This is a genomic window from Pseudomonas frederiksbergensis, from assembly GCF_900105495.1.
Lineage (GTDB): Bacteria > Pseudomonadota > Gammaproteobacteria > Pseudomonadales > Pseudomonadaceae > Aquipseudomonas > Aquipseudomonas frederiksbergensis.
Genome location: NZ_FNTF01000002.1, coordinates 3,475,305 through 3,491,609 on the forward strand (window position 1 = coordinate 3,475,305; position 16,305 = coordinate 3,491,609).

Annotated in this window: 16 protein-coding genes; 13 read left to right on the forward strand and 3 right to left on the reverse strand. The window is 59.4% G+C overall.

Annotated features, from left to right (window positions below):
- Positions 1–12: 12 nt before the first annotated feature.
- The 11 genes from BLW70_RS16450 to BLW70_RS16500 all read left to right on the forward strand — a co-directional run bounded on the left by BLW70_RS16450 (position 13) and on the right by BLW70_RS16500 (position 13,648).
- A complete protein-coding gene (locus tag BLW70_RS16450; protein ID WP_074875627.1) occupies positions 13–1,515 on the forward strand; it encodes a CoA-acylating methylmalonate-semialdehyde dehydrogenase in 1,503 nt (500 codons plus the stop codon).
- Between the two features lie 25 nt (positions 1,516–1,540).
- Positions 1,541–2,362: a TIM barrel protein gene (locus tag BLW70_RS16455; RefSeq protein WP_074875629.1), complete on the forward strand. Its 822-nt coding sequence runs from the start codon at positions 1,541–1,543 to the stop codon at positions 2,360–2,362.
- A 168-nt stretch (positions 2,363–2,530) separates the two neighbouring features.
- The gene (iolD, locus tag BLW70_RS16460; RefSeq protein ID WP_074875631.1) at positions 2,531–4,462 is read left to right on the forward strand and encodes a 3D-(3,5/4)-trihydroxycyclohexane-1,2-dione acylhydrolase (decyclizing); all 1,932 of its coding nucleotides are present in this window, start codon (positions 2,531–2,533) and stop codon (positions 4,460–4,462) included.
- Positions 4,463–4,501: 39 nt separating this feature from the next.
- The gene (iolG, locus tag BLW70_RS16465; RefSeq protein WP_074875635.1) at positions 4,502–5,512 is read left to right on the forward strand and encodes a bifunctional inositol 2-dehydrogenase/D-chiro-inositol 1-dehydrogenase; all 1,011 of its coding nucleotides are present in this window, start codon (positions 4,502–4,504) and stop codon (positions 5,510–5,512) included.
- Positions 5,513–5,568: 56 nt separating this feature from the next.
- Positions 5,569–6,621: a Gfo/Idh/MocA family protein gene (locus BLW70_RS16470; RefSeq protein WP_074875637.1), complete on the forward strand. Its 1,053-nt coding sequence runs from the start codon at positions 5,569–5,571 to the stop codon at positions 6,619–6,621.
- A gap of 156 nt (positions 6,622–6,777) precedes the next feature.
- Entirely contained in the window at positions 6,778–7,704 is a 927-nt protein-coding gene (locus BLW70_RS16475; RefSeq protein WP_074875639.1) for a sugar ABC transporter substrate-binding protein, read from the forward strand.
- 71 nt (positions 7,705–7,775) lie between these two features.
- The gene (locus BLW70_RS16480; RefSeq protein WP_074875641.1) at positions 7,776–9,341 is read left to right on the forward strand and encodes a sugar ABC transporter ATP-binding protein; all 1,566 of its coding nucleotides are present in this window, start codon (positions 7,776–7,778) and stop codon (positions 9,339–9,341) included.
- A 109-nt stretch (positions 9,342–9,450) separates the two neighbouring features.
- Positions 9,451–10,473, forward strand: a complete 1,023-nt coding sequence (locus BLW70_RS16485; protein ID WP_074875643.1) for an ABC transporter permease — start codon at positions 9,451–9,453, stop codon at positions 10,471–10,473.
- Between the two features lie 329 nt (positions 10,474–10,802).
- Complete coding sequence (locus BLW70_RS16490) at positions 10,803–11,207, forward strand: TraR/DksA family transcriptional regulator (protein WP_074875645.1); 405 nt, start codon at positions 10,803–10,805, stop codon at positions 11,205–11,207.
- A 196-nt stretch (positions 11,208–11,403) separates the two neighbouring features.
- A complete protein-coding gene (locus BLW70_RS16495; protein WP_074875647.1) occupies positions 11,404–13,008 on the forward strand; it encodes a methyl-accepting chemotaxis protein in 1,605 nt (534 codons plus the stop codon).
- A 424-nt stretch (positions 13,009–13,432) separates the two neighbouring features.
- Positions 13,433–13,648 carry a hypothetical protein gene (locus BLW70_RS16500; protein WP_074875649.1) on the forward strand — a complete coding sequence of 72 codons (216 nt, stop codon included), beginning with the start codon at positions 13,433–13,435 and terminating at the stop codon, positions 13,646–13,648.
- Here BLW70_RS16500 and BLW70_RS16505 read toward each other — a convergent pair.
- Positions 13,645–13,884, reverse strand: a complete 240-nt coding sequence (locus tag BLW70_RS16505) for a DUF2789 domain-containing protein (RefSeq protein ID WP_033057641.1) — start codon at positions 13,882–13,884, stop codon at positions 13,645–13,647. The two genes, BLW70_RS16500 and BLW70_RS16505, sit on opposite strands and share 4 nt — an antisense overlap.
- 343 nt (positions 13,885–14,227) lie before the next feature.
- On the opposite strand from BLW70_RS16505, the gene BLW70_RS16510 reads away from it, so the two are divergent.
- Positions 14,228–14,860: a hypothetical protein gene (locus tag BLW70_RS16510; protein ID WP_074880617.1), complete on the forward strand. Its 633-nt coding sequence runs from the start codon at positions 14,228–14,230 to the stop codon at positions 14,858–14,860.
- Positions 14,853–15,431: a YajG family lipoprotein gene (locus BLW70_RS16515; RefSeq protein WP_074875651.1), complete on the forward strand. Its 579-nt coding sequence runs from the start codon at positions 14,853–14,855 to the stop codon at positions 15,429–15,431. Before BLW70_RS16510 ends, BLW70_RS16515 begins: the two co-directional genes overlap by 8 nt.
- 171 nt (positions 15,432–15,602) lie before the next feature.
- On the opposite strand, the gene BLW70_RS16520 is transcribed toward BLW70_RS16515, so the two are convergent.
- On the reverse strand, positions 15,603–15,833 hold the full coding sequence (locus BLW70_RS16520) for a hypothetical protein (protein ID WP_008151675.1): 231 nt from the start codon (positions 15,831–15,833) through the stop codon (positions 15,603–15,605).
- Positions 15,834–15,991: 158 nt separating this feature from the next.
- Positions 15,992–16,240 (reverse strand): hypothetical protein, encoded by a 249-nt coding sequence (locus BLW70_RS16525; protein WP_074875653.1) that lies wholly within the window; start codon positions 16,238–16,240, stop codon positions 15,992–15,994.
- Positions 16,241–16,305 lie beyond the last annotated feature (65 nt).

The window sequence follows — 16,305 nt, forward strand, 5'->3', positions numbered from 1 at the left end:
AGAACACGATCAATGAGCAACGCCCCGATCATCGGCCACTACATCCACGGTCAAGTGCAAGACAGCAGCAGCGAACGGTTCGGCAACGTTTTCAACCCGGCCACCGGCAGCATTCAGGCACGCGTCGGGCTGGCCAGCCAGAAGACCGTCGACGAAGCGGTCGCCTCGGCCCTGAAAGCCTTTCCGGCCTGGTCCGAACAATCGTCCCTGCGCCGTTCGCGGGTGATGTTCAAGTTCAAGGAATTGCTCGACCAACATCACGATGAGCTGGCCGAAATCATCAGCCGCGAACACGGCAAAGTGTTTTCCGACGCCAAGGGCGAAGTCACCCGGGGCATCGAAATCGTCGAGTACGCCTGCGGTGCGCCGAACCTGCTGAAAACCGAGTTCAGCGACAACATCGGTGGCGGCATCGATAACTGGAACCTGCGTCAACCGCTGGGCGTGTGCGCTGGCGTGACGCCGTTCAACTTCCCGGTGATGGTGCCGCTGTGGATGATCCCGCTGGCGCTGATCACCGGTAACTGCTTCATCCTCAAACCGTCTGAGCGCGACCCGTCCGCCAGTGTGCTGATGGCCCGTCTGTTGAGCGAAGCCGGTTTGCCGGACGGTGTGTTCAACGTGGTCCAGGGCGACAAGACTGCCGTCGACGCGTTGCTGCAACACCCGGACATCGAGGCGATTTCCTTTGTCGGCTCGACGCCGATTGCCGAGTACATCCACCAGCAAGCCACCTCCCGCGGCAAGCGTGTGCAGGCGCTGGGCGGGGCGAAGAATCACATGATCGTCATGCCGGATGCGGATCTGGATCAAGCGGCGGATGCCTTGATCGGCGCGGCTTACGGCTCGGCCGGCGAGCGCTGCATGGCGATTTCGATTGCCGTGGCGGTGGGCGATGTCGGCGATCAGTTGATTGCCAAACTGCTGCCGCGTATCGATCAACTGAAAGTCGGCAATGGCTTGAAGGCTGACAGTGACATGGGGCCGCTGGTGACCGCCGAGCACAAGGCCAAAGTCGAAGGTTTCATCGACGAAGGCGTGGCCCAGGGCGCGCAGCTGATTGTCGATGGTCGCAACTTCAAGGTGCCGGGCGCCGAAAACGGCTTTTTTGTCGGCGCGACACTGTTCGATAACGTCACGACCGAGATGAGCATCTACCAACAGGAAATTTTCGGCCCGGTGCTGGGCATCGTTCGGGTGCCGGACTTCGCCAGTGCCGTCGCGTTGATCAACGCCCATGAGTTCGGCAACGGCGTGTCCTGTTTCACCCGCGATGGCGGCATCGCCCGGGCCTTCGCCCGCACGATCAAGGTCGGCATGGTCGGCATCAACGTGCCGATTCCGGTGCCGATGGCCTGGCATTCTTTCGGCGGCTGGAAGCGCTCGCTGTTTGGCGATCACCACGCTTACGGCGAGGAAGGCATTCGCTTCTACAGCCGCTACAAAAGCGTGATGCAGCGCTGGCCCGACAGCATTGCCAAGGGCCCTGAATTCAGCATGCCGACGGCCAACTAATTCACCTGTGCGGAGAACAACAATAATGAGCAAGCCCCTGCGTTTCGCCCTGAACCGTATGGTCGCCCCACGTTTGTCCCTGCCCGCGTTCATCGAGCTGGCGGTGACCCTCAAGGCCGACGCCATCGAAATTCGCAACGACCTTAAAGGCGTCGAGATCGAAGACGGCACCGCCCCCGAGCGCGTCCGTGAGTTGTGCGCCGCCAAAGGCATCACGGTGCTGTCGATCAACGCGCTGTATCCGTTTGATGTGTGGAATGACGAGCGCCGTGCGCACGCCTTGAAGCTGGCCGCTTATGCCCGTGATTGCGGCGCCCGAGGGCTGGTCATGTGCCCGCTCAACGACCGTGCCGACCCGCGTACCGAGGCCGCACGTGCTTCGGGCCTGCGCACGGCGTTGACTGAACTGGCGCCGATCCTGCGCGATCACGGCATCCTCGGTTTCATCGAACCGCTGGGTTTCGAAGAGTGCTCGTTGCGGCGCAAACGCACGGCGGTCGACGCGATCAAGGCCATCGGTGGGCTGGATGTGTTCCGTCTGGTGCATGACACCTTTCACCATCACTTGGCCAGCGAACATGAATTCTTCCCCGAGCTGACCGGGCTGGTGCACATCTCCGGCGTCGAAGATGCCGAGGCGCCACTGGCGACAATCCGCGACGGCCATCGGGTGCTGGTGGGCGAGGGCGATATCCTCGGCAACGCGGCGCAGATCGAGACCTTGCTCGCTACTGGCTACAGCGGCTACCTGTCGTTCGAGCCGTTCGCCGACAGCGTCCATGGCCTGGCGGATATCCAGACGGCGATTGGCGCGAGTATGGATCACCTGCAGAAATCCCAAGGTTAATGGAGAACCCTGTGGGAGCGGGCTTGCCCGCGATGGCGGCAGCACATTCAACATTGATGTGTCAGGTAGATCGCTATCGCGGGCAAGTCGGGTCGCCGCACTGCCGCTCCCACAGTTGATCGCATTCAACAGCCCACACCGGATTTAGCTTCAAAGGAAGGTGCAAGCATGACCACAACAAGACTGACCATGGCCCAGGCCCTGGTGAAATTCCTCGATAACCAGTACATCGAGGTCGATGGGGTCCAGAGCAAATTCATCGCCGGGATCTTTACCATTTTCGGCCACGGTAATGTGCTGGGCCTGGGGCAAGCCCTGGAACAGGACAGCGGCGACCTGATCGTCCATCAGGGGCGCAACGAGCAAGGCATGGCCCACGCGGCCATCGGTTTCGCCAAGCAACACCTGCGGCGCAAGATCTACGCCTGCTCCTCATCGGTAGGGCCGGGCGCGGCGAACATGCTGACCGCCGCCGCGACGGCGACCGCCAACCGTATTCCCTTGCTGCTGTTGCCCGGCGACGTTTATGCCTGCCGCCAGCCAGACCCGGTGCTGCAACAGATCGAACAGTTCCACGACCTGAGCATCAGCACCAACGACGCGTTCAAAGCCGTGAGCAAATACTGGGACCGTATCAACCGTCCCGAGCAACTCATGACGGCGGCGATCCACGCTATGCGCGTGCTCACCGACCCTGCCGAAACCGGCGCGGTGACCCTGGCCTTGCCACAAGATGTGCAAGCCGAGGCCTACGAATACCCCGATTATTTCCTGCAAAAACGCGTGCACCGCATCGAGCGTCGTCCGGCGACAGAAGCGATGCTCGGTGATGCGCTGGCGCTGTTCAAAGGCAAGCGCAAGCCGCTGATCATTTGCGGTGGCGGGGTCAGATACTCCGGTGCCAATGCCGCGTTGCAGGCGTTTGCCGAGCGCTTCGATATTCCCTTCGCCGAAACCCAGGCCGGCAAGAGTGCGGTGGTGTCCAGTCACCCGCTGAACGTCGGCGGCATTGGCGAAACCGGTTGCCTGGCGGCGAATCTGTTGGCCAAAGACGCGGATCTGATCATCGGCATCGGCACCCGCTACAGCGATTTCACCACCGCGTCGAAATCCCTGTTCCAGCACCCCGACGTGCAATTTCTCAATCTGAACATCAGCCCCTGCGATGCCTTGAAACTCGACGGCGTGCAGCTGCTGGCGGATGCCAGAGTCGGCTTGCAAGCCTTGGCTGAAGCCTTGGGCGATTATCGTTCTGCGTGGGGCGATCAACCGCGTCAGGCCAAGGCGCAACTGGACGAGGAAGTCGACCGCCTCTATCAGGTCGAATACCAGAGCAAAGACTTCATCCCGGAAATCAACGACCACATGGACCCGACGGTGCTGCGCGAATTCATCGAGCTGACCGGTTCCTGCCTGACCCAGAGCCGCGTGCTCGGCGTGCTCAACGAAACCCTCGCCGATGACGCCGTGATCGTCGCCGCCGCCGGCAGTTTGCCTGGTGACTTGCAGCGCAGCTGGCGCAGCAAGGGCGTGAACACCTATCACGTCGAGTACGGCTATTCCTGCATGGGTTACGAGGTCAACGCCGCACTGGGCGTGAAACTCGCCGAGCCGGATCGCGAGGTCTATGCGCTGGTCGGCGATGGCTCTTACATGATGCTGCATTCGGAACTGGCGACCTCGATTCAGGAGCGACGCAAGATCAACGTGGTCCTGCTGGACAACATGACCTTCGGTTGCATCAACAACCTGCAGATGGGCAACGGCATGGACAGCTTCGGCACCGAGTTCCGGTTCCGCAACCCGGAAACCGGCAAGCTCGACGGCGGGTTCGTGCCGGTGGATTTCGCCATGAGCGCGGCGGCTTATGGCTGCAAGACCTACAAGGTGCACACCGTTGAAGAGTTGCAAGCCGCATTGGCCGATGCGCGCTTGCAGACGGTGTCGACGCTGATCGACATCAAGGTCCTGCCCAAAACCATGATTCATGGCTACCTGTCGTGGTGGCGAGTCGGCGTGGCGCAAGTCTCCACCAGCGCTCGCACCGATGCGGTGGCCAAGACCCTGAATGAACGACTGGCAAAGGCCCGTCAGTACTGATTGCCCTGAACGAACAACAACAAATCTAGGAGTCATTAAATGTCTTTGAAGCTTGGCGTCATCGGCACCGGGGCCATCGGCCAGGACCATATCCGTCGTTGCAGCCAGACCTTGCTTAATAGCCAGGTCGTTGCGGTGACCGACATCAACTTGCAGCAAGCCGCGAAGGTCGTGTCCGACCTGAAACTGACCGCCGAGGTCTATCCCGACGGCCACGCGCTGATCCAGGCGCCGGAGGTCGAAGCGATCCTCGTCACCTCCTGGGGCCCGAGCCACGAAGCGTTCGTGCTGGCGGCGATTGCGGCAGGTAAGCCGGTGTTCTGCGAGAAGCCGCTGGCGGTCACCGCTGATGGCTGCCGCAAAATCGTCGAGGCCGAAGTGGCCCACGGCAAACGCCTGGTGCAGGTCGGATTCATGCGCCCTTATGACGAGGGCTATCGGGCACTCAAAGCGGTGATCGACAGCGGGCAGATTGGTGAGCCGTTGATGTTGCACTGCGCGCACCGCAACCCGACCGTGGGGGGAAACTACAAGACCGACATGGCGATCACCGACACGCTGATCCATGAGCTGGACGTGTTGCGCTGGTTGCTCGATGACGATTACGTCTCGGTGCAAGTGGTGTTCCCGCGCAAGAGCAGCAAGGCGCTCGCGCATTTGAAAGACCCGCAGATCGTGCTGCTGGAAACCGCCAAGGGCACGCGCATCGATGTGGAGGTGTTCGTTAATTGCCAGTACGGCTACGACATCCAGTGCGAAGTGGTGGGGGAGACCGGCATCGCCAAACTGCCGGAACCGTCGCAGGTTCAGTTGCGCAGCGGGGCGAAGTTGTCCAATGCGATTTTGATGGACTGGAAGGATCGGTTTATTGCCGCGTACGACGTTGAGTTGCAGGCGTTCATCGATGGTGTGCGGGCCGGGCAGGTCGGTGGCCCGTCGGCGTGGGATGGCTTTGCCGCCGCCGTCGCAGCAGACGCGTGCATCGAAGCCCAGAACAGCGGGGCCATCGTCAAAGTTGCCCTCCCTGACCGCCCACACTTCTACGGCTAACCCCCGGTAATGATCGTTCCCACGCAGAGCGTGGGAACGATCATCAGGAGAACAATATGCGTATCGGACTTGTCGGTTACGGCCATGGCGGCCGGTTTTTCCATGCTCCGCTGATCAGCAGTTTGCCGGCGGCGACGTTCGTGGGTGTGGTCACCCGTTCAGCGGAGCGCCGACAGTTGCTGGCGGCCGAGTACCCTGGGGTGCCGGCGTTCGACAGCATCGGCCAACTGGTGGAGGCCGGGATCGATGTGCTGGTGGTGTCGACGCCACTCAAGGGCCGCCCGGCATTGGTGCTCGATGGCATTGAACACGGTTTAGCGGTGGTCAGCGACAAACCGTTTGCGGCCGATGCGCAACAGGCGCAAACCCTGATCACCATGGCCGAGCGCCAGGGCGTGCAGCTCAGCGTCTACCAGAACCGGCGCTGGGATTCGGACTTCCTGACTGTGCGCAAACTCATCGAATCCGGTGCGCTGGGCCAGGTGACCCGTTTCGAATCGCGGATCGAGCGTTACTCGCCGCAGGCGGTGAACAACGGCAGTGGCGGTGGTTTCCTGCGTGATCTCGGTAGCCATCTGGTGGATCAGGCGTTGCTGTTGTTCGGCCCGGTGACACGGGTCTACGCCGAACTGGATTACCTGGAAAAAGGCCAGGTTTTCGATAACGGCTTCTTTATGTCACTGACCCACGCCAGTGGCGTCACCTCCCACCTGGGTGGCAGTTGCCTGCAAAACACCCCTGGCCCGCGCTTTCGGGTGACCGGCAGCCAAGGCTGTTACAGCGTCGATGGCCTGGACGGGCAAGAAGCATCGGCGCTCGCCGGGCTCTCGCCGAAAACCGAAGGTGAGCGCTGGGGCGTTGAAGAGCATCGCCGTTGGGGCTGGTTCGAGCAGGGCGAAGTGCGCGAGCGGGTTCCTTCCGAGCGCGGCTGCTGGAATCAGTTCTATTTACAGCTACAAACCGCGTTGCAGAGCGGTGGCCCACTGCCCGTGGATGCCCGTGATGCACTGGCGACCACCCGCGTGCTAGACGCTGCGCGACTGAGTGCCGAGCGGCATCAGGCGGTGGAATTGAGCCCGTTCAAGAGTCATGGAATAAAATTAGAATAAAATTCTAAAATGAGTTGATATAGAAATTATATTCTAATAGAGTCATTTCCAGCGACCTGCCTCGCCACCTGTTTCAACCCTTTTCCCGCTTGCCTGCTTACTGAAATCGTCACGCCTCATCCATAAAACCAACAAGAATGTGGAGAAAGACTTTTCATGAAGACCAAGATCCGCTTCGCCTCACTTGCCTTGTCCCTGATGTTCGCCAGTGGCGCGGCGCTTGCCGATATGAAGATCGGCGTCAGCATGTCCCAATTCGATGACACCTGGCTGACCTACCTGCGCGAATCCATGGACAAGAAAGCCAAGTCCTACCCCGAGGGCGTGCAGCTGCAATTCGAAGACGCCCGCAGCGACGTGGTCAAGCAGTTGAGCCAGGTCGAAAGCTTCATCAGCCAGAAGGTCGATGCCATCGTGGTCAACCCGGTGGATACCGCCGCCACCAAAAAAATCACTGAAGCCGCGGTCAAGGCCGGCATCCCGCTGGTCTACGTCAACCGCCGCCCCGATGACCTGAAGCTGCCCAAAGGCGTGGTCACTGTCGCCTCCAACGATCTGGAGGCCGGTGAAATGCAGATGCAGTACCTGGCCGACAAAATGGGCGGCAAGGGCGACATCGTGATTCTGCTGGGCGACCTCGCGAACAACTCCACCACCAACCGTACGAAGGGCGTCAAAGACGTTCTGGCCAAATACCCGAACATCAAGATCGAGCAAGAGCAGACTGGTATCTGGTTGCGGGACAAGGGCATGACCCTGGTCAACGACTGGCTGACCCAGGGCCGCAAGTTCGACGCGGTCATCGCCAACAACGACGAAATGGCCATTGGTGCTGCGATGGCCCTGCAACAGGCCGGCGTCGAGAAAGGCAGTGTGCTGATCGCCGGTGTCGACGGAACGCCGGACGGTCTGAATGCGATCAAGAAAGGCAACATGGCCGTCTCGGTGTTCCAGGATGCCAAGGGTCAGGCCGACGGTTCGATCGACACCGCTGTGAAAATGGCCAAAAACGAGCCGGTCGAACAGGCCGTGTGGGTGCCATACCGCTTGATCACCCCGCGGAACGTCGACACGTTCAAATAGCCCCGTCCGTTCAATAACAACAATAAACACGCAAGGTTGCGACCGCGACCTTGCTGATGGAGTACCTGATCATGTTCGCTTCAGCGACTGCTTCGAGCACCCCGTTGGTGGGTATCCAGCCAGCTGCAACACCTGTCGATGAGCCGTACCTGCTGGAGATCATCAACGTCAGCAAGGGATTTCCCGGTGTGGTGGCCTTGTCCGATGTACAGCTTCGGGTACGTCCCGGTTCCGTGCTGGCGCTGATGGGCGAAAACGGCGCGGGCAAATCCACCCTGATGAAAATCATTGCCGGCATCTATCAACCGGACGCCGGTGAATTACGCCTGCGCGGCAAACCGGTGGTTTTCGAAACGCCACTGGCTGCGCTCCAGGCCGGGATCGCGATGATCCACCAGGAACTCAACCTGATGCCACATATGAGCATCGCCGAGAACATCTGGATCGGCCGTGAGCAGCTCAACGGTTTCCACATGATCGACCACCGTGAAATGCACCGCTGCACAGCGAAACTGCTGGAACGCCTACGGATCAACCTCGATCCAGAAGAGCTGGTCGGCAACCTGAGCATCGCCGAACGGCAGATGGTCGAGATCGCCAAGGCCGTGTCCTACGATTCCGACATCCTGATCATGGATGAACCGACCTCGGCCATCACCGACAAGGAAGTCGCGCATCTGTTCTCGATCATTGCCGACCTCAAGAGCCAGGGCAAAGGCATCATCTACATCACCCACAAAATGAACGAAGTGTTCAGCATCGCCGATGAAGTGGCGGTGTTCCGCGACGGCGCCTACATCGGCCTGCAACGGGCCGACAGCATGGACGGCGACAGCCTGATTTCGATGATGGTCGGCCGCGAGCTGAGCCAGTTGTTCCCGGTGCGTGAAAAACCGATCGGCGATCTGCTGCTGTCGGTGCGCGACCTGAAACTGGACGGCATTTTCAAGGATGTTTCCTTCGACCTGCACGCCGGCGAGATCCTCGGCATTGCCGGGTTGATGGGCTCAGGGCGGACTAACGTCGCCGAAGCGATTTTCGGTATCACCCCGAGCGACGGTGGCGAGATTCGCCTCGACGGCGAAGTGGTGCGCATCAGCGATCCGCACATGGCGATCGAAAAGGGCTTCGCGTTACTGACCGAGGATCGCAAGCTCAGCGGCCTGTTCCCGTGCCTGTCGGTGCTGGAGAACATGGAAATGGCGGTGTTGCCGCATTACGCCGGCCACGGTTTCATCCAGCAAAAAGCTTTGCGCGCCTTGTGCGAAGACATGTGCAAGAAGCTGCGGGTCAAAACCCCGTCGCTGGAGCAGTGCATCGACACGCTCTCCGGCGGTAATCAACAGAAAGCCTTGCTGGCGCGCTGGCTGATGACCAACCCACGAATCCTGATTCTCGACGAGCCGACTCGCGGTATCGACGTCGGCGCCAAGGCCGAGATCTACCGGCTTATTTCTTATCTCGCCAGCGAAGGCATGGCAGTGATCATGATTTCCTCGGAATTGCCCGAAGTGCTCGGCATGAGCGACCGGGTGATGGTCATGCACGAGGGCGACCTGATGGGCACCCTCGACCGCAGCGAAGCGACCCAGGAACGAGTGATGCAATTGGCCTCGGGTATGTCCGCAGTTCACTAAATCAAGGGTGGACGCAGTTTAGGGGTGAGTAGGGATTCTGTGGCCACAGCAAGCTCCCTCGCCACAGGGTATGTATTCGATGCCGGATTTTTTAGAAGGGTGAGTGTTTATGAACGCGATACTGGAAAACAAGCCAGCAACCGCACCGGTCAAGAGTCGCCGGCGCTTTCCAACCGAGTTGAGTATTTTCCTGGTGCTGATTGGCATCGGCCTGGTCTTTGAAGTGTTTGGCTGGATCGTGCGCGACCAGAGCTTCCTGATGAACTCCCAGCGTCTGGTGCTGATGATCCTGCAGGTGTCGATCATCGGTCTGCTGGCGATCGGCGTGACCCAGGTCATCATCACCACGGGTATCGACCTGTCTTCCGGCTCGGTGCTGGCGCTGTCGGCGATGATCGCTGCCAGCCTGGCGCAGACATCGGACTTCACCCGGGCGGTGTTCCCGTCGCTGACTGACTTGCCAGTGTGGATCCCGGTGATTGTCGGGCTCGGGGTAGGGCTGCTGGCGGGGGCGATCAACGGCAGCATCATTGCCATTACCGGTATCCCGCCGTTCATTGCCACCCTCGGCATGATGGTCTCGGCCCGTGGCCTCGCGCGTTACTACACCGAAGGTCAACCGGTGAGCATGCTCTCGGATTCCTACACGGCGATCGGACACGGCGCGATGCCGGTGATCATTTTCCTGGTGGTCGCGGTGATCTTTCACATCGCCCTGCGTTACACCAAGTATGGCAAGTACACCTACGCCATCGGCGGCAACATGCAGGCGGCGCGCACCTCGGGGATCAATGTCAAGCGGCATCTGGTGATCGTCTACAGCATCGCCGGTTTGCTGGCAGGCCTGGCGGGTGTGGTGGCATCGGCACGGGCCGCGACCGGGCAGGCCGGGATGGGCATGTCCTATGAACTGGACGCGATTGCCGCGGCAGTGATCGGCGGCACCAGCCTGGCCGGCGGAGTAGGGCGCATCACCGGCACGGTCATCGGCGCACTGATCCTTGGGGTCATGGCCAGCGGTTTCACCTTCGTCGGCGTCGATGCCTACATTCAGGACATCATCAAAGGCCTGATCATCGTGGTGGCTGTGGTCATCGATCAGTACCGCAACAAGCGCAAACTCAAGCGCTGAGCCTCAGACTAAAGCAGCCAACGCGCCACGCCTGACCCGCGTGGCGCAACCATTTGTCTTCTATATACAGCCGCTCGATTGAATTTCTTGCTATAAACGCACTCCGATAACCACCGCAAAGGCTGCCTTAGAGCACTTTCAGGGCTTTGTCGGACAAATTCGCTGTCTTTTCAGTTGCTGAGGCCTCAAGTCGGCCTTAGACTGCCGCCCCTCGTAAATTGAGTGCCGGGTGGCGCTTGGAATTAAACGGCGCCGTTCCGATGGCCGACCCAGGTCCGCCGGAACGCTCCCTAATTCGCCTTAATGCACGTTTTTTTATAGAGATATCAATGACAAAGGACAAGTTGCTGGCCATGCCGGCGGATGACTACATGAATGCCGAGCAACATGCTTTTTTCTTTGAGCTGTTGCAGAACATGAAAGTCGAAACCCATGAGCGCATCGAACAGAACCGCATCGCCATCGAAAGCCTGGACACTCCGGCCGATCCGGCCGACGCTGCTTCTGTTGAAGAAGAGCGCACCTGGCTGGTGAACGCGATCGATCGCGACCAGCGCATGCTGCCTCAGTTGGAACAGGCTCTGGAACGCATCAAGGAAGACAGCTTTGGCTGGTGCGACGACAGCGGCGAGGCCATTGGCCTGAAGCGCCTGCTGATCAGCCCGACCACCAAGTACTGCATCGAAGCTCAAGAGCGTCACGAACAGATCGACAAGCACCAGCGTCAGGCCTGATTTCGTAACGCCCCGCATCGCGGGCAAGCCTCACTCCTGTCAGGAGCAAGGCTGGCCCGCGATGCTTTTTTTCGTCTGTGAAAAACCCCCGCACTTCTATTGATCTGCTGCAATGCCCACTACTAAGGGACCATAGATAATGGCCTTGTAGTGGCGTTTAATGCCGATACAACAATCAGAATAATGGGTGACGAAGATGACGCGTGACGGATCTCTGGTTGCAGCATCGTCTGCACCCGTGCTTTTGCCGAAAAACCTTTGGTTGACGCCGACCCTGCAAAGCATCGCCCTGATGCTGTTGTTGTGCGGCATGACGCTGGGCGGCTGGTCGCTTTACCTTGGCCTGCCATTGGCCGTGCTGATTATCTGGCTACCTCGCTTGCGCTCGCGCGCCCTCCCTGAGGCAACCCCCGTCGACAGCGCCAGTGCAATTGCCGAGTTGACTCGCGATCTTTCCTACACCACCAGTCATAACGCGTTGTCTGCCGCCGGTGTGGCCTTTTCGGTCAAGCAACTGGCCGACAAACTGCAGTCGCAACTCGGTGCTGCAGCGCAAATTGTCAGCAACGCCGAAGTGATGATCGCGACCGAACAAGCCACCTCGACACTCAGCCGGGAAGCCCTCAGTGCGGCCAGTGAGGCTCATCGGAGCAGCGCGGCAGGGCGTACGGAGCTGATCGAGTCGATCGCCCGTATGCATCAACTCAGTCAGCGCGCCAGTAACAGCCGGGAACTGATCGAAGCCCTGAGCCTGCGCAGTGATGATATCCAGCGGGTCACCCTGGTGATCCAGTCCATCGCCAGCCAGACCAATCTGCTGGCATTGAACGCGGCTATCGAGGCGGCCCGGGCCGGCGAGCACGGTCGCGGATTTGCGGTGGTGGCCGATGAGGTTCGCGGTCTGGCCGCGCGCACGGCGACGGCTACTGGCGAAGTCGGGGACATGGTCGCTGATATTCAGCAACGCACCGCGCAAGTGGTGGAGCAGATCCGTCAATTGTCCAGCGACCTCGACACCGGGGTCGAGCAGGTCGAGCACACCGGTCAGCATCTGGAGAACATTGCGCGTCTGGCTGCCGGCGTCGAAAGCCAGGTGGGGGAAATAGCCAAGGGCGCCGACACCAACCGCGAACAACTCGATAGCCTGTTCCACGCCATCGAACAGATGCGCAGCGACCTTGCAATCAGCGATCAACAGACCCAACGCCTGGCCCAGGCCGCCGTGCAAATGGAAGGTCAGGCCGAAACCATCAGCGAACGCCTCGCCGAAGTCGGGCTGGATGACTATCACCAGCGGGTTTATGACCTGGCCCGCGAAGGCGCGAGTCAGATTGCGGCACGCTTTGAAGCGGATATCGACGAGGGCCGCGTGAGCCTCGATGACCTGTTCGACCGCAATTACCAAACCATTCCCGGCACCAGCCCGGCCAAATACCAGACCCGCTTCGATCGCTACGCCGATCAGGTCTTGCCGGCGATCCAGGAACCCTTGTTGCCGCGTCATGAAGGCCTGGTGTTCGCCATCGCCTGTACGCAGCAGGGTTATGTGCCGACCCACAACAAGGTCTTCAGCCAACCCCTGACTGGTGATGCCCAGGTCGATACCTTGCAGAACCGCACCAAACGCAAATTCGCCGACCGCACCGGGATCCGCTGCGGCAGCCATCAACAGGCCGTACTGCTGCAAACCTACACCCGCGACACCGGGGAACTGATGCACGACCTTTCGGTGCCGATCATGCTCAAGGGCCGGCATTGGGGTGGTTTGCGGTTGGGTTACAAGCCGGAAAGCCCTCGTTGATTGGCCGGCTGTTCATTTAAGGTTGGGGTGCATATCCGTTTCTGCGGTGATGGCTGATTACGGTTTCGCTCTTACAGCGAGTCCCTTTTTCAAACGCCAAAAAGGAACCAAAAGGCTTTGCCCCTCCATTCGGTGCCTCGCCTAGGCGAGGCACCGAACGAAAGGGGCAGAAGCGCTTTTGTTACTTTCCGCCGGGCCGCGCAGGCTTTTCGAAAGTGACCCGCTGTAAGAGCGGAACCATAAGCCGCCGTGACCGCAGAAACGGATATGTACACAAAAAACAAAAAACAGGTCAGCCCCTGATCCACCGCCCATTGTTACCGGTTGAACAACAAAGCTGTGCAGTTGCATTGCTGTTTCCTCACCGATGAACTCATTACCATGCCCACATAGTTAGGTTGCTAATGAAGTTCGAGAGGTCAGCATGCAAAGCAGAGTCGATGTCGCGGTCATGATAGGCAGCGGTGTGCCTGCCAGTTTGCGTTCGCTGGGCAAGAGCATCTGTTGGGTGGTGCTGCTTAATGGCGAGCGCCGCGGAACGGCATTCTCAAGTCGCGAAGAAGCGCAGGCGTGCAGGGCTGCCTGGTTGGCGCAACTGAACGCCAAAACACCCGACAGCCTGCATGGAATCAGTGGTTAGTGGATCTGATGCATACGCAGGTTCAAATCGTCGACCACCCGCGCCCAATCCGCGTCTTCACGCAATTGTTCTTTCAGGAAGCCTGCTTGCTGCGGGGTCCAGAACTCGGCATCGATGAGTTTCTTGTCGTCGGCCAGGGGTGAATGGCTGGCAATGAAATCGTCGATGGCCTTCTCGCTGGAGTCCAGACCGAGTTGGTCGAACAAGCCTTTCAAGTCGTGTGTAGGTGAATCCATCTTCATCTCCTTGAGAGTATTCAGTCGCATCGAGTGCGCAATCGGCAGTGCAGCGTCATTGCATCTGAGGGAACCGCGCGCCAAGAGTTCGATAGGGGTTTAGCAGCTTTCTGTGGATTTGCCACCGTGATAGCACTGGGCTATTGCCTGTCGGGGGGTCCACCGATTACGATGCCGTCGCGTTTTTGGCGTCACTGAGCCGCCATTCAAAGAGTTCGAACAAGGATGTAGGCGACACTCGGTCCCTCAGGTTTACCGCCGTTCAGTACTGAATTGCCCATCCCTTGCACGATTTTCTTTCGAGCCGACGCATCCCCGATCCCGCATGAAAAGGATGTATGCAGTGAAGCGTCTTGTTTATCTGATGGCCGTCGCGCTAGGCCTGTCGTTGACGGGTTGTGTGTCTTTCACCCCGCTGGGTCCCATCGGCGAACCCTTGAGCCCCGCGCCATCCACTCTTGATCGCAGTGCCGAGATCAGTGACGTGGTGATTTCCGCCCCCGAGCTGGACGATAAGGTGCGTGTCGCCGGTAGCCGGCAGTTGACCGAGCAGATCAGCACCTATGTCGATAAAAGCGATTACTTCAAGCGAATCGTAGTATTCCCGGCCAAGGCCGGTCAGGACGACGTGGTGCTCAAGTTCAACCTGACCTCGCTGGCAGGCAAACGCACCATGCATCCGGCTTATATTCCCGGTGCGCTGGTGACCTTGACCCTCTGGATCTGGGTTGACGGTCCGATCTACGTCGACAAATACGACCTCGCGGGCGAACTGGTCATCGAAGACCGTCAGGGCAAGCAACTGGCCAGGTCGGTCGAGCAGGTCAAGCTCGACAAGAATGTCGGCCTGTGGAACGCCGATTACCTCAATCCCCGCCTGGGCGGTACCCAGTTGCGTGAGTTGATCGCTCACTTGCTGGCGAGTGCTACCCCTCAATTGCGTACACCGTCAAAGGAATTGGCTGCACATGAATAAATACTTTTTGGTTTTGCTGTTGATGGTCAGCAGCGCCCTGACGGGCTGCATTTCCTACTCCCAGCATGACTTGCCACCGGTGGATCAATGGCCACCGACCCAGGCCAGGCAAGACAAGCCCAGTGCTTATCTGCACGTGACGACTCAGCAGCAGTTCAACGGTGAACTGTCGGGGGGCGTGGGCAATGCGGCGCTGGTGGAAAAGAACATGCTGGAAACCTTTAAGGAATCCGGACAGTTCAAAAACGTGACCACCGACAAAGTCGACTCGAACCTGTACGTCACGAGTACCTTGACCAACAACGAGCAGGGCAATATCGCCAGTGCCTGGCTGACGGGGTTCACGTTGTTCGTGATCCCGACGACGTTCAGCAATACCTTCACGCTGGAAACGGTGTTCAAGGATCAGGAAGGCAAGGTGCTGGGTAAAATCGTCAAACAGGAGAGCACTCGCACCTGGATGCAGATCCTGCTGATTGTCGGGTTGCCGTTCAATGAACGAGGGGACGTGTTGCTCAAGCATCTGACCCAAAGCACGCTGGATGAAGCGGTCAAGCGCAAGCTGATCTGATCATTTGTCGACATGAAGGCGTGCAATCTGTGCAAGGTTGGCACGCCGCAGACACCTCACGGGCCGGGGTGTCGATTCTGCCGGCGAGGCAGGCCCTGGTCTGCTACAGCACGCTGACGGTCATGAAAATCGCGCTGATCCAGCGCGGCTCCCGGACTTGTGCACCCCATCTCAGGCCTTCAAGGCCCCTTCATCGACGGCAACCTTCAGCGCCTTGGCGGCATCCTGGGCGGCAACGGCAGCGACGTCCGAGGTCTTGAACCAGCGATCCTTCTCGACCTGGTGATACGTCACGGTAGTCAGCGGTGGTTTGGCGCGCATGATAATGACTGCCTGGAATTCGCCTTCGACTTCTCTGGCTTCGCCCCGGATAAAAAATTCACCGATATCAAATTCCGTCACGTAGCAGCCTTCCCTTGAAAATATTCTGTTGTTTTGAGCGCAGCCCACCCTGGGGGCGGGTTTCATTGGTCGGGCAGTATGGCAGTAGTTGCATGCCGGCGGCTGAGATAAGTCGCCGGCATGACGAAGCGTCTATGGAAATGAACGTGGCGGGACCGTCAACCGCGTAACTCGAGCGAGCGGGCAAGGGCACAGGCGTCGTTATGATTGCCGCGGAAACCTCTGACGCGGCCGGTGGAAATTTCCTTGATATGAAAAAAGGCATTGCCGGCCAGAATGACCTGAAAGCGTGGCCGGGCAAGCTGTTCAGGGTAGTATTCATACGGTTGAAACATCCCGGGGGGCAGGGGCGTCGAGCTGTTCGTGTCAGGCGCCTGAGGGTAAGCAAAATGTGTCAGCGTGCACATATGAAGTCCTTTTCGTTGTTTTACCGACGTGCGTACGTGGTTTTGGGTAGTCTCGATGAGCATCG

Coding starts and splice junctions, on each gene's coding strand:
- iolG (WP_074875635.1), top strand. CDS start 4,502: ATGTCTTTGAAGCTTGGCGTCATCGGCACCGGGGCCATCGGCCAGGAC.
- BLW70_RS16455 (WP_074875629.1), top strand. CDS start 1,541: ATGAGCAAGCCCCTGCGTTTCGCCCTGAACCGTATGGTCGCCCCACGT.
- BLW70_RS16500 (WP_074875649.1), top strand. CDS start 13,433: ATGCAAAGCAGAGTCGATGTCGCGGTCATGATAGGCAGCGGTGTGCCT.
- BLW70_RS16470 (WP_074875637.1), top strand. CDS start 5,569: ATGCGTATCGGACTTGTCGGTTACGGCCATGGCGGCCGGTTTTTCCAT.
- BLW70_RS16480 (WP_074875641.1), top strand. CDS start 7,776: ATGTTCGCTTCAGCGACTGCTTCGAGCACCCCGTTGGTGGGTATCCAG.
- BLW70_RS16495 (WP_074875647.1), top strand. CDS start 11,404: ATGACGCGTGACGGATCTCTGGTTGCAGCATCGTCTGCACCCGTGCTT.
- BLW70_RS16515 (WP_074875651.1), top strand. CDS start 14,853: ATGAATAAATACTTTTTGGTTTTGCTGTTGATGGTCAGCAGCGCCCTG.
- BLW70_RS16485 (WP_074875643.1), top strand. CDS start 9,451: ATGAACGCGATACTGGAAAACAAGCCAGCAACCGCACCGGTCAAGAGT.
- BLW70_RS16525 (WP_074875653.1), bottom strand. CDS start 16,240: ATGTGCACGCTGACACATTTTGCTTACCCTCAGGCGCCTGACACGAAC.
- BLW70_RS16490 (WP_074875645.1), top strand. CDS start 10,803: ATGACAAAGGACAAGTTGCTGGCCATGCCGGCGGATGACTACATGAAT.
- BLW70_RS16505 (WP_033057641.1), bottom strand. CDS start 13,884: ATGGATTCACCTACACACGACTTGAAAGGCTTGTTCGACCAACTCGGT.
- BLW70_RS16450 (WP_074875627.1), top strand. CDS start 13: ATGAGCAACGCCCCGATCATCGGCCACTACATCCACGGTCAAGTGCAA.
- BLW70_RS16475 (WP_074875639.1), top strand. CDS start 6,778: ATGAAGACCAAGATCCGCTTCGCCTCACTTGCCTTGTCCCTGATGTTC.
- iolD (WP_074875631.1), top strand. CDS start 2,531: ATGACCACAACAAGACTGACCATGGCCCAGGCCCTGGTGAAATTCCTC.